Source organism: Sodalis sp. RH15, assembly GCF_047324255.1.
Lineage (GTDB): Bacteria > Pseudomonadota > Gammaproteobacteria > Enterobacterales > Enterobacteriaceae > Acerihabitans > Acerihabitans ligni.
Window position 1 is genome coordinate 4,270,193 of record NZ_CP178738.1, and the last position, 12,659, is coordinate 4,282,851.

Sequence of the window (12,659 nt, forward strand, 5' to 3'; positions counted from 1 at the left end):
GTCTTTGCTGCCGGCAGTCGTTATCCTTGTTGCCGTCTCGCGGCAGGATAAACCGGCCCCGGACTGCAGGCTTTCAGTATCCTCCGCCGACGGCGGCGAGGGAATAGGTAAAATTACGTTTCAAAAAAAATTGATTAACTTCAACTATTTTCGATTTCATGTCAAAAAAATGACCTTTGGCATGATGTTAATCATAAATCTCAATGGGCTAATGCGCTACGCTTTAAGACTGATTGATGATTTATTAACCATGCACAATACATAGGTACTTCCATGTCGAGTAAGCTAGTACTGGTTCTTAACTGTGGCAGTTCATCCCTTAAATTTGCCATTATCGATGCTGCAAGCGGTGAAGAATTCCTTTCCGGCCTCGCTGAGTGCTTCAACCTGCCGGAAGCGCGCATCAAGTGGAAGATGGACGGCGCCAAACACGAAGCTGAATTGGGCGACCGTGCCGCACACAGCGAAGCATTACGCTTTATAGTTAATACAATTTTGGCGCAAAAACCAGAATTATCGGCACAAATCACCGCCATCGGCCATCGCGTCGTCAATGTCGGCGAAAAATATACCAGTTCCGCCGTCATCACGGACGCGGTGTTGCAGGCAATCAAGGATTCCATCCCGTTTGCGCCGCTGCATAACCCCGCCCATATCATCGGCATTAACGAAGCACAGAAGAACTTTCCGAAACTGGCGAAGAAAAACGTGGCGGTTTTTGATACCGCGTTCCATCAAACCATGCCGGAAGAAGCCTATCTTTATGCCCTGCCGTATTCCATCTATAAGGAACACGGCATTCGCCGCTACGGCGCCCACGGCACCAGCCACTTTTATGTGACCCGCGAAGCGGCCAAATTCCTGGGCAAGCCAATGTCGGCGGTTAACCTTATCACCTGCCACCTGGGCAACGGCGGTTCGATCACCGCGGTGCGCAACGGCGAAAGCGTGGATACCTCCATGGGACTGACTCCGCTGGAAGGCCTGGTGATGGGCACCCGCAGCGGCGATATCGATCCCGCCATTATGTTCTATCTGCATAATGCCATGGGGATGTCGGTTGATCAAATCGACCATATGCTCACCAAGGAATCCGGCCTGCTGGGCCTGACCGGCGAAACCAGCGATATGCGCTGGGTCATCGATAATTACGCCGCTAAACCGGAAGCCAAGCGTGCCATGGACGTGTTCTGCCATCGGCTGGCCAAATACATCGGCTCTTATACCGCGCTGATGGACGGCCGTCTCGATGCGATTATCTTCACCGGCGGCATCGGTGAAAACGCGGCGATGGTCCGCGAGCTGACCCTTAAGAAACTGTCGCTGCTGGGCTTTGAAATCGACCAAAAACGCAACGAGGCCGCCCGTTTCGGCAACAGCGGCATTATCACCACCGATACCAGCCGTCCGGCCATCGTGATCCCGACCAATGAAGAGTTGGTCATAGCCCAGGATGCCGCCCGTCTGACCGCGTAATGATTTCACCGTTCCGCCGCAGGCCTTCCCCGGCGGAACACTTGTTTGACCAACGAGCAACCGTATAAAAGAGGTTTAGCCGTGTCCCGTACAATCATGTTGATTCCCACCGGCACCAGTGTCGGACTGACAAGCATCAGCCTGGGTGTCATTCGCGCCATGGAACAAAAAGGCGTGCGACTCAGTGTCTTCAAACCGATCTCACAGCCCCGGTCCGGTGACGATGCACTTGATGCCACGACCAATATCATCCGCGCCAATTCCACCATTCCCTCCGCAGAACCGCTGCGGATGAGCCATGTGGAATCGCTGCTGGGCTCCAATCAGCAGGATGTGCTGATGGAAGAGATCATTGCCCGCTATCATGACAATACCAAAGATGCGGAAGTGGTGCTGGTGGAAGGGCTGGTCCCGACCCGCAAGCATCAATTCGCCAACGCGCTGAACTATGAAATCGCCAAAACCCTGAATGCGGAAATCGTTTTTGTGCTGTCATTGGGCAATGATTCTCCCGATCAGCTGAAAGAACGGATTGAACTGGCCCGTTCCAGCTTCGGCGGCAGCAAGAATAAAAACATCATCGGCGTTATCGTCAACAAGCTGAACGCGCCGGTGGACGAACAGGGCCGGACCCGTCCTGATTTGTCCGAAATATTCGACGACTCCAGCAAGGCCAGCGTCACCAATATCGATGTCAAGCAGCTGTTCGACAACACTCCTTTACCGATACTGGGTGTCGTACCCTGGAGTTTTGAACTGATCGCCGTGCGCGCCATTGATATGGCCAAGCATCTGGGCGCCACCATTATCCATGCAGGGGATATCCAGACCCGCCGCGTCAAATCAGTAACGTTCTGCGCCCGCAGCCTGCCGAATATGCTGGAACATTTCCGTCCGGGTTCGCTGCTGGTGACCTCCGCCGACCGTCCCGATGTCCTGGTGGCGGCCTGTCTGGCGGCCATGAACGGTGTGGAACTGGGCGCCATCCTGCTGACCGGGGGCTATACAATCGATCCCACCATCAACAGCCTGTGCGAACGCGCATTCCAGACCGGCTTGCCGATGTTCAAGGTCAATACCAATACTTGGCAGACGTCCCTTAATCTGCAAAGCTTTAGCCTGGAAGTCCCCGCTGACGACCATAGCCGTGTGGAAAAAGTGGCTAACTACGTGGCCGGCCATATCGACAATACGTGGATAGAATCCCTGACCGCCAGCTCCGAACGCTCACGCCGCCTGTCACCGCCTGCTTTCCGCTATCAGCTTACCGAACTGGCCCGCGCGGCCGGCAAACGTATCGTGATGCCGGAAGGGGATGAACCCCGCACCATCAAAGCCGCAGCCATTTGTGCCGAACGCGGTATTGCTCACTGCGTGTTGCTGGGCAACCCGGATGAAATCCATCGCGTGGCCGCCGTGCAGGGCGTGGAACTGGGCAAGGGCATCGAAATCATCGATCCGGAAGTCGCCCGTGAGCGTTATGTGCCGCGTCTGGTTGAGCTGCGCAAGAGCAAAGGCATGACTGAAGTGGTAGCGCGCGAACAGTTGGAAGACAACGTTGTGCTGGGCACCCTGATGTTGGAACAGGGGGAAGTGGACGGGCTGGTTTCCGGCGCGGTCCATACCACCGCCAACACCATTCGTCCGCCGCTGCAGTTGATCAAGACCGCCCCGGGCAGTTCGCTGGTATCCTCGGTGTTCTTTATGCTGCTGCCGGAACAGGTTCTGGTTTACGGCGACTGCGCCATCAACCCGGATCCCACCGCGGAACAACTGGCTGAAATCGCCATTCAGTCCGCCGACTCCGCCGCCGCTTTCGGTATCGAACCCCGCGTGGCGATGATTTCCTACTCCACCGGCACCTCCGGCGCCGGCAGCGATGTGGAAAAAGTGCGCGAAGCCACCCGTCTGGCCAAGGAAAAACGTCCTGATCTGGTGATCGACGGTCCGCTGCAGTACGATGCGGCCATTATGGCCGATGTGGCGCTGTCCAAGGCGCCGAATTCGCCGGTAGCCGGTAAAGCCACCGTGTTCATCTTCCCGGATTTGAACACCGGCAACACTACCTACAAAGCGGTTCAGCGTTCCGCCGACCTTATCTCCATCGGGCCGATGCTGCAAGGCATGCGCAAGCCGGTGAACGATCTGTCCCGCGGCGCCCTGGTGGACGATATCGTTTATACCGTCGCCCTGACCGCCATTCAGTCAAAACAGGCTGAAGGCAAGTAAACGCAGTTGCCATGACATGATGCCGGCGCAAGCCGGCTTTTTTTTGCCGGGCGTTCCCTCAACAGGTTCGCTGCGCGATCGGCGATTGCGGGCCTACCGCGCTGTGGGGCGCTCCGGCGGGCGGTAAAACCACGCCCGCCTCGACCCCATCAGCACGCTCTCCCTTTTACAGGTTCGCTGCGCGATCGGCGACGGTTATTGGTCGGCGGGCCTTTCCTGCGTCGGGGAAGGGGTGAGGGGCTTGCCGTGGCTTTGCTGGTTATTGCGGCTCATCCACAGGGAAAGGGCTTTGAGCGAGTCTGGGGTAAACTCATCGCAGCGGGCGGTGATCTCTTCCGGACGCAGCCATTTCACCGCTTCCACTTCCTCGGCCTGCAGGGCGAAAGGACCATGGGAAACGCAGCTGAACAGCGCGCCCCATACCCGGCAATGCTCGTTTTCAAAGTAGAATACGCCGTGCTCGGCAAAAGGAACGCCGGCGATGCCCAGTTCTTCCTCCGCTTCGCGGCGGGCCGATTCCAGCATATTCTCGCCGCTTTGCACCACGCCGCCGGCGGTGGCGTCAAGATAACCGGGGTAGAAATCCTTGGTCTCGGTACGGCGCTGCACCAGGATATTGCCGGCGCCGTCATGAACCACGATATAGCTGGCACGATGGCGCAGGCGTTCGGCGCGCATCTGCTGACGGCTGGCCTGGGCAATGACCTCATTCTCTTCGTTGACGATGTCAACCCATTCAATACCCGCAGCCTGACTCTGTTGCACCATCTTTCGAATCCCTTGTTATAAGACGCGGAAGAGCCGCGCACCTTTTGTAAAAATTTGAAAAAAAATCCTACCGAGATCCGTCATAAATTAGTGGTTAATCGCGACTTGCGCAATAGTTTCGCTCGTTTCCAATGAAACTACCCGCAAAGTGCCGTTTTCCAGCAGGCCGTAGCTGGGGGGAAAGCCGCCCTTGGGCAAACTTACCGACCCGGGATTAAAGCAGATTATCCCCTCGGCTTCTGCGGCCTGGGGAATATGGGTATGGCCGTAGGCCAGTACATCGCCCTGGCGCATCGGCGGACGGGCGTCGGGATTATACAAATGGCCATGGGTTAAAAACAGCCGGGTCCGCTCCAGCAACACCTGCTGCCATGGAGCGGTAATGGGGAAGTTCAGCAGCATCTGGTCGACTTCGCTGTCGCAATTGCCGCGGACCGCGATAATCCGGTCAGAGTAATTATTCAACAGGGCAGCCACATCCGCCGGGCGATACTCTTGCGGCAGCGCGTTGCGCGGGCCGTGATAAAGCAGATCCCCCAGCAGTATCAGCCAATCGGCCCGGCTGGCGTCATAGGCGGCCAGCATTTGCCTGGCGCCGGCCAGGGAACCGTGTATATCGGCGGCGAACAGCAGTTTCATTTACCTCTCCTCACGCTTGATGACAGGACAAGACAGTTATTATGGCCTAGCTTAACAAACTTCTCGGACCGGGTAACGATTCGGTTGTGAATGCCTTTAGGATGCGTTCCAGGGATATTTGTTTTAGAGTGTCTAGCGTTGATGTCAATACACGGCGACAAGGAGGAAATATGATTGACCTGTATTACGCCCCTACCCCTAACGGCCATAAAATCACCCTTTTTTTAGAAGAAACCGGCCTGCCTTATCAGATTCACCCCATTAATATCTCGGCAAATGAACAGTTTTCCCCGGCATTTCTCGCCATATCCCCCAACAACAAGATTCCGGCCATTGTGGACCGTGATCCCGCCGACGGCGGCGAGCCGCTGAGCCTGTTTGAATCCGGCGCCATTTTGCTTTATCTGGCGGAAAAAAGCGGCTTATTGCTGTCAAAGGATCTTCGGGAGCGGCAATCCACTCTGCAGTGGCTGTTCTGGCAAGCGGCGGGATTCGGTCCGATGCTGGGGCAAAACCACCATTTCAATCACTTCGCCCCCAAGCCGGTGCCCTATGCCATTGAACGTTACCAGGTGGAAACCGCGCGGCTGTATGGTGTTCTCAACCGGCAGTTGCAGCAACATCCCTACCTGGCCGGCGAGCACTACAGCATAGCCGATATCGCCACCTATCCCTGGGCGGCGTCCCATCAGCGTCAGCGCATCGATCTGGCGGACTATCCTGCGGTGCAGCGCTGGTTCGACCTTATCAAATCCCGCCCCGCGGTGGAACGGGCGTACCGGCTGGCAACCAGATAAAACATCTCCCTCGCGTTTCGTCCCCTGCCGGAACGCGTCATTTACCTGATCGGCGGTCGCTTTTTCCCGCCGGGCAGTCGCTAAATTCTCAATTAGCGGTGACGAAGCACTCATTTCTGCCGCAATATGTCCTATGATTGAACCATAACGGTATGGCAGCACCGGTGCGACAGGAGAGCGAAGATGAAGATATTGATTACCGGAGGAACCGGATTGATCGGGCGGCATCTGATAGTCAGACTGCTGGCGTTATCACATCGGATTACGGTGTTGACCCGCGATGCGCCCCGCGCCCATCAAAAACTGGGCTCGCATATTACCACGCTTACTTCCCTTACGTCCTGCGGCAACCTGAATGAGTTCGATGCGGTTATCAATCTGGCCGGCGAGTCCATTGCGGAAAAACGCTGGACTCCGGAACAAAAGGACCTGCTGTGCCGCAGCCGCTGGGATATTACCGAGCGGCTCAGCCAGTTGATAAACCAAAGCGATAATCCGCCCTCGGTCTTTATCTCCGGGTCCGCCGCCGGCTTTTACGGCAATCAGGATCAAATACTGGTCACCGAAGACGAGCCGCCGGCGGATGAGTTCTCCCATACCCTGTGCGAACGCTGGGAGGCCCTGGCGCTGGCGGCGCAAAGCGACAAAACCCGGGTGTGCCTGTCACGCACCGGCGTGGTGCTGGCTCATGACGGCGGCATGCTGAGCAAACTGTTGCCGCTGTTTAAAATGGGGCTGGGGGGGCCGGTGGGCGACGGACGCCAATTTTTATCCTGGATTCATATCGAGGATATGGTCAATGCCCTGCTGTTTTTGCTCACCACGGATAATCTGCGGGGTCCGTTTAACCTGGTATCCCCCTATCCGGTGCATAACGAACAGTTTGCCGCGACGCTTGGCGAAGTATTGCACCGGCCTGCGGTGATGCGCGCGCCGGCGAGAGCGGTTAAACTGCTGCTGGGAGAAGGCGCGACCCTGGTACTGGGGGGACAGCGCGCCGTGCCTAAACGCTTGGAGCAGGCCGGGTTTGTCTTCCGCTACAGCGAGCTGCGCGCCGCCCTCGAAGAGATCGTCGCCTCGGCGGCCTAGCCGCGCCGCCGGGACGTTATTTCAGCGCGCCGGAAAGGAACTGCTGCAGGCGCGGGCTTTTCGGATTACCGAACACCTCGGCCGGAGGCCCCTCCTCTTCGATAACCCCCTGATGCAGGAAAATCACGTGACTAGAGACGTGCCGGGCAAATTCCATTTCATGGGTCACCACCACCATGGTTTTACCCTCCTCCGCCAGTTTTTGCATGATGCGCAGTACTTCCCCCACCAGTTCGGGATCGAGCGCGGACGTCGGTTCGTCAAACAGCAGTACATCGGGCTCCATCGCCAGCGCGCGGGCAATGGAAACACGCTGCTGCTGTCCGCCGGAGAGATTGATGGGATATTTCGCCCGGGCGCGCTCGTCTATACCCACTTTATCCAGGTAGCGGACCGCCCGGTCATGGGCTTCCCGTTTGCTCAGGCCCAGCACCTGCACCGGCGCTTCCATGACATTTTCCAGCACCGTCATGTGGCTCCACAGGTTGAAATGCTGAAATACCATGGTCAGACGGGTACGCAGCAGCTGCAGCTGCTTTTTATCGAAAACCTTGAGCTGGCCGTCATGGTCGCGCACCATGTGGATATCGACGTTATTGACGCTGATAGACCCTTCGCTGGGCTTTTCCAGGAAATTGATACAGCGTAAAAACGTGCTTTTACCGGATCCGGAGGATCCGATAATGCTGATGACATCCCCTGCCCGCGCTTCCAGGGAAACCCCCTTGAGGACTTCCTGATCCCCATAGCGCTTGTGCAATTCTTGAATCAATAACTTAGTGTCTTGCATATCGTTACCCATAGTCAGCGCCTTAGGGATTATTGCGGCTTAACGTGTCGCAGCCAGCGTTTTTCCGCCTGTTTGAACAACCCGATCAGCACGAAAGAGATCATCAAATATATCACCGCCGCAATGCCGAACGCATAAAACGGCTGGTAAGTCGCCGCATTGATATCCCGGGCGATTTTCAGCACGTCGGGCACGGTGGCGGTAAACGCCAGCGCCGTGGAATGGAGCATCAGGATCACTTCATTGCTGTACGCCGGAATGGCCGAACGCAGGGCCGAAGGCAGAATGATGCAGCGATAGAGCTTGAACCAGGTAAAGCCATAGGCCCGGGCCGCCTCGATTTCGCCGCTGGGCACGCCGCGGATAAATCCGGCGAAAATTTCCGTGGTATAGGCGCAGGTATTGAGGGTCAAGGCCAGGACGGTACAGTTCAGGCCGCTGCGAAAAAACGTATTGAGGAACTCCGTGCCGCGGATAAAGTCCAGACTGTACATGCCGGAATAGAACACCAGCAACTGTACATAAAGCGGCGTACCGCGAAAGATATAGGTAAACAGCCAAACCGGAAACCGGAGCCACGGCAGCGGCGATACCCGCGCGACCGCCAGAAAAACCGCCAGTATCCCCCCCATGACCACCGAAGAAACCAGTAGCCAAAGGGTAATGGCCAGACCGGTGAAACGATAGCCGTCGCTCCACAATAATGCATGGCCGTATTGTTGAAGAATCTCAATCATAGTTCGGCCTTTTTAACACCGTGGGAGTAGCGGCGCGTCAGCCACAGCAAAACCCCGTTAGACAACGTGGTAAATATCAGATACACCACGCCGGCCACAATAGCGAAATAGAACGGATGGAAAGTGCCTTTACCGGCCAGTTGTGTGGTTTTCACCACGTCTTCCAGGCCCAGCAGGGACACCAGGGCGGTGGCTTTGAGGATAACCTGCCAGTTGTTACCGATGCCGGGCAAGGCAAAACGCATCATGGCGGGAAACATGATGCGGCGGAAAATTTGCCGGCTGGACATGCCGAAGGCCGTAGCCGCTTCTATTTGCCCTCTTGGCACCGCCATGAAGGCGCCCCGGAAGGTTTCGGTGAAATAGGCACCGTAAATGAAGCCCAGGGTGATGATGCCCGCCGACATGGGATCGATATCGATCTGATCCATGCCCACGGCCTCGGTCAAGCTGTTGAGGGCGATTTGCAGGCCGTAGAAAATCAGCAGCATCAGCACCAGATCGGGCACGCCGCGGATAAGCGTGGTATAGCCTTCAAAGATGCCCGTCAGCACACGGCTTTGGGATAGCTTTGCCCCCGCGCCGAAAAGACCGATAACCACCGAGAGCAAAACGGAGCTTATCGCCAGTTCGAGGGTGACCAGGGCACCGTTAAAAATAAGTTGTGCGTAGCCATAAAACATCGATCATATCCTGTCCTGGCGGAGGATAAAAACAGATATGCCCGCAGCGCTGGCGGGCATACCGCGTATGACAGGATTAACCGCCGTAAACGTCGAAATCAAAGTATTTCTTGGCAAACTTGTCGTATGTGCCGTCTTTGCGCATATCGGCAAAAGCTTTATTCAACGCGGCTTTCAGATCCGTTTCATCTTTACGCAGGCCCATACCGGTACCCACGCCAAAGAATTTATCGTCTTTCACCGACGGACCGGCAAAAACATAGCCTTTGCCCGCGGGCTGTTTCAAGAAGCCTTCGCTGGCGGCCACTTCATCCTGGAACGCCACATCGATACGGCCGGCGGCAAGATCGGCATAAATCAGATCCTGGTTCGCGTAGGCCACCACATCGATACCTTTGGGCTGCCAGTTGGCGTTGGCGTACGCTTCCTGGGTCGAACCCTGCAATACGCCCACGCGTTTACCCTTCAGGGAATCCAGCGTCGGGGTGATATTGGTGCCGGCTTTGGCAATCAGGCGCGCATCGGCGGCATACAGTTTGTCGGTAAAATCAATTTCCTGCTGGCGTTTTTCGGTAATGGACAAAGAGGAGATGATGGCATCGATTTTTTTGGCTTTCAAGGAGGGAATCAAGGCATCGAAATCACTTTCCACAAAGGTGCACTTTGTTTGGATACGCTTACAAAGTTCTTTCGCCAAATCGATATCGAACCCCACCAGCTGACCGCTGGAATCCTTGGATTCAAACGGGGCATAGGTAGGATCGGTGCCTATCTTGATGCTTTTTGGTACCGCCGCGAAAACGCTTCCGGCGTAAGCCATTGCCAATATAAGAGGAAGAACTTTAACCAGCTTATTCATACATTACCCTCTGAATTTTTTTAATTAGATAGACCCTGTGATGTTTTCAGGCTTTTCCAGGCTTTTCAGGCTGATTAACTGCACTTTCCGTGCCATTTTAATCATCGGCGCCGCCGCCCTAGCCGGGGCGGCGTAAAGAGACCTTCCCGTCTCCTTTTCGACGGCATCCTGACCGGAGATAGCGCAAGCCGGTTCCGGATTGCCTAAAAAGACATCACACTTTGCACCATGATTATACACAGCATGATCATTATTGGTGCAATGTTATAAGAACGCGCCATCAGGCAGCGTCCGCGGCAAAAGCCAAGGCCGTAAAATGGAACCGTCGGCCAGCTGGGGCGGCGGTTCAGGAACCCTGCCAGCGGGCAAACAGGTCGTGGGGAAGCTCAATGTCAAATTGATCCAGCACCCGGTTAACCGTTTGATCGATAATATCCTGTAGGGAAGAGGGTCGGTGATAGAACGCCGGCACCGGCGGCATGATTACCGCCCCCATTTCCGCCGCGGCGGTCATTAAGCGCAGGTGGCCCAGATGCAAAGGCGTTTCGCGCACGCAGAGCACCAGGGTGCGGCGTTCTTTTAATACGACGTCCGCCGCCCTGGACAACAGGCCGTCGGTGTAGCTGTTGACAATGGCGGACAGGGTTTTCATCGAGCAGGGCAGAACCGCCATGCCGGCGGTTTTAAACGAACCGGAACTGATACTGGCGGCGATATCGCGGCTGTCGTGCACCTCGTCAGCCAAGGCCTGCAGATCGCGCACGCTATAATCGGTTTCTAGCGCCAAAGTCTGGCGCGCGGCGTTGCTCAGCACCAGATGGGTCTCGACACCCTCAATCGATTTCAGCACCTGCAGCAGCCGTACGCCATAGATTGCCCCGCTGGCCCCGGTAAGGCCCACAATCAGTCGTTTTTTCGTCATACCGGAAGTTGTCCCCATGGCGTGTGCCCTAAATAAAAACACCCGGAGCGTTTAACCGCCCGGGTGCGTGAAATTTTGCCCTCTCCGGCGGCACGGTATGCCGCATGGTAGGGCAGTCTTTAAGCCAATGCACCGGGAAGGCGTGGATCAACCTTCGTTATACATTTCCAGATTTTCCACTTCATTCTGCATCCGGACCGCTTTGGCGTCATCATTACGCAAGGATTCCAGATAGTCCAGATAGCGCTGATCCACATCCTTGGTGACGTAAATGCCGTTGAACACCGAGGATTCAAACTGCGCAATATCCGGGTTATCCTCGCGCACCGCCTGTTCCAGGTCGCTAAGATCCTGGAATATCAACGCATCGGCGCCAATCAGCGTGCGGATTTCATCCACCTCGCGGCCGTGGGCAATCAGTTCGGTGGCGCTGGGCATATCGATGCCGTAGACATTGGGAAAACGGATTTCCGGCGCGGCGGAGGCCAGATAGACGTTTCGGGCCCCGGCCTCCCGCGCCATTTCCACGATTTGCTCGGAGGTGGTGCCCCGGACGATGGAGTCATCCACCAGCAGCACATTCTTATCGCGGAACTCGGCGCGATTGGCATTGAGTTTGCGGCGCACCGATTTGCGGCGAACCTGCTGGCCCGGCATGATAAACGTCCGGCCGACATAGCGGTTTTTCACAAACCCCTGACGATAGGGCAGATTCAGGATGCGGGCGATTTCAAGGGCGATATCGCAAGACGTTTCCGGAATCGGGATCACCACGTCGATATCCAGATCTTCCCATTCGCGGGCGATTTTCTCACCCAGTTTCTGGCCCATGCGCACCCGCGCGCTATAAACGGACACTTTATCGATAAAAGAATCCGGGCGGGCGAAATAGACATATTCAAACAGGCAGGGATGGTTCTGCGGGTTTTCAGCGCACTGGCGGGTAAACAGCTGGCCTTTTTCGGTGATGTACACCGCTTCGCCAGGAGCCACATCGCGCAGGAATTCAAAACCCAGGGTATCCAGCGCCACGCTTTCCGACGCCACCATATATTCGTTGCGTCCGTCGGCCAGGGTGCGTTTGCCGATCACCAGCGGACGGATGCCGTTGGGATCGCGGAACGCCACCAGCCCGTGGCCGATGATCATTCCCACCACGGCATACGCGCCGCGGATCTGCTGATGGGTCGCGGCCACGGCGGCAAAGATATTGTCCGCTTCCAGGGGATAATCCGGAAACCGGTCCAATTCGCTGGCGAAAATGTTCAGCAGAATTTCCGAATCGGACGTGGTATTGATATGCCGGCGCCCTTTATCGAACAGCTTGGTACGCAGCTCATGGGCATTGGTCAGGTTGCCGTTGTGGGCCAGGGTGATGCCGAACGGGGAATTGACATAAAAGGGCTGGGCTTCGGAAGCGCTGGAACTGCCGGCCGTGGGATAACGGACATGGCCGATGCCCATGTTGCCTTGCAGCCGTTGCATATGCCGGGCTTCAAAGACGTCTTTCACCAGGCCGTTGGCTTTGCGCAAACGAAAGCAGTTCAATGCATCGATGGTGACGATGCCCGCGGCGTCCTGCCCACGATGCTGAAGCACCGTTAACGCGTCATAAATCGACTGGTTGACCGGCATAAAACCGGCGATACCGACAATACCGCACATGTAGT

Annotated in this window: 13 protein-coding genes; 4 read left to right on the forward strand and 9 right to left on the reverse strand. The window is 56.2% G+C overall.

Going from position 1 to position 12,659, the window contains the following annotated elements; genetic code table 11:
- Positions 1–273: 273 nt before the first annotated feature.
- Positions 274–1,476, forward strand: a complete 1,203-nt coding sequence (locus tag ACL2XO_RS19350) for an acetate kinase (RefSeq protein WP_132927210.1) — start codon at positions 274–276, stop codon at positions 1,474–1,476.
- A gap of 81 nt (positions 1,477–1,557) precedes the next feature.
- Positions 1,558–3,705 (forward strand): phosphate acetyltransferase, encoded by a 2,148-nt coding sequence (pta, locus tag ACL2XO_RS19355; RefSeq protein ID WP_132927208.1) that lies wholly within the window; start codon positions 1,558–1,560, stop codon positions 3,703–3,705.
- Between the two features lie 195 nt (positions 3,706–3,900).
- On the opposite strand, the gene yfcD is transcribed toward pta, so the two are convergent.
- Positions 3,901–4,473 carry an NUDIX hydrolase YfcD gene (yfcD, locus tag ACL2XO_RS19360; protein WP_413725123.1) on the reverse strand — a complete coding sequence of 191 codons (573 nt, stop codon included), beginning with the start codon at positions 4,471–4,473 and terminating at the stop codon, positions 3,901–3,903.
- 87 nt (positions 4,474–4,560) lie between these two features.
- Positions 4,561–5,112 carry a phosphodiesterase gene (gene yfcE / locus ACL2XO_RS19365; RefSeq protein ID WP_132927204.1) on the reverse strand — a complete coding sequence of 184 codons (552 nt, stop codon included), beginning with the start codon at positions 5,110–5,112 and terminating at the stop codon, positions 4,561–4,563.
- Positions 5,113–5,282: 170 nt separating this feature from the next.
- On the opposite strand from yfcE, the gene yfcG reads away from it, so the two are divergent.
- Both yfcG and ACL2XO_RS19375 read left to right on the forward strand, forming a co-directional pair.
- Positions 5,283–5,909: a GSH-dependent disulfide bond oxidoreductase gene (gene yfcG, locus ACL2XO_RS19370; protein ID WP_413741313.1), complete on the forward strand. Its 627-nt coding sequence runs from the start codon at positions 5,283–5,285 to the stop codon at positions 5,907–5,909.
- Between the two features lie 183 nt (positions 5,910–6,092).
- On the forward strand, positions 6,093–6,998 hold the full coding sequence (locus ACL2XO_RS19375) for a TIGR01777 family oxidoreductase (protein WP_413741314.1): 906 nt from the start codon (positions 6,093–6,095) through the stop codon (positions 6,996–6,998).
- Between the two features lie 16 nt (positions 6,999–7,014).
- Here ACL2XO_RS19375 and hisP read toward each other — a convergent pair whose 3' ends face one another.
- The 7 genes from hisP to purF form a co-directional block, all read right to left on the reverse strand.
- A complete protein-coding gene (gene hisP, locus ACL2XO_RS19380) occupies positions 7,015–7,788 on the reverse strand; it encodes a histidine ABC transporter ATP-binding protein HisP (RefSeq protein WP_132928068.1) in 774 nt (257 codons plus the stop codon).
- A 29-nt stretch (positions 7,789–7,817) separates the two neighbouring features.
- Positions 7,818–8,525, reverse strand: a complete 708-nt coding sequence (locus tag ACL2XO_RS19385) for an ABC transporter permease (RefSeq protein ID WP_132927198.1) — start codon at positions 8,523–8,525, stop codon at positions 7,818–7,820.
- On the reverse strand, positions 8,522–9,208 hold the full coding sequence (locus ACL2XO_RS19390; protein WP_413741315.1) for a histidine ABC transporter permease HisQ: 687 nt from the start codon (positions 9,206–9,208) through the stop codon (positions 8,522–8,524). The genes ACL2XO_RS19385 and ACL2XO_RS19390 overlap by 4 nt, the downstream gene beginning before the upstream one ends.
- Before the next feature lie 76 nt (positions 9,209–9,284).
- Positions 9,285–10,067, reverse strand: coding sequence for a lysine/arginine/ornithine ABC transporter substrate-binding protein ArgT (argT, locus tag ACL2XO_RS19395; RefSeq protein ID WP_132927194.1), 783 nt, complete (start codon positions 10,065–10,067; stop codon positions 9,285–9,287).
- A gap of 24 nt (positions 10,068–10,091) precedes the next feature.
- Positions 10,092–10,307, reverse strand: a complete 216-nt coding sequence (locus ACL2XO_RS19400; RefSeq protein WP_413741316.1) for a hypothetical protein — start codon at positions 10,305–10,307, stop codon at positions 10,092–10,094.
- Positions 10,308–10,413: 106 nt separating this feature from the next.
- A complete protein-coding gene (locus tag ACL2XO_RS19405) occupies positions 10,414–10,989 on the reverse strand; it encodes a UbiX family flavin prenyltransferase (protein WP_132927192.1) in 576 nt (191 codons plus the stop codon).
- A gap of 147 nt (positions 10,990–11,136) precedes the next feature.
- Positions 11,137–12,654, reverse strand: a complete 1,518-nt coding sequence (gene purF / locus ACL2XO_RS19410; protein ID WP_132927190.1) for an amidophosphoribosyltransferase — start codon at positions 12,652–12,654, stop codon at positions 11,137–11,139.
- Positions 12,655–12,659 lie beyond the last annotated feature (5 nt).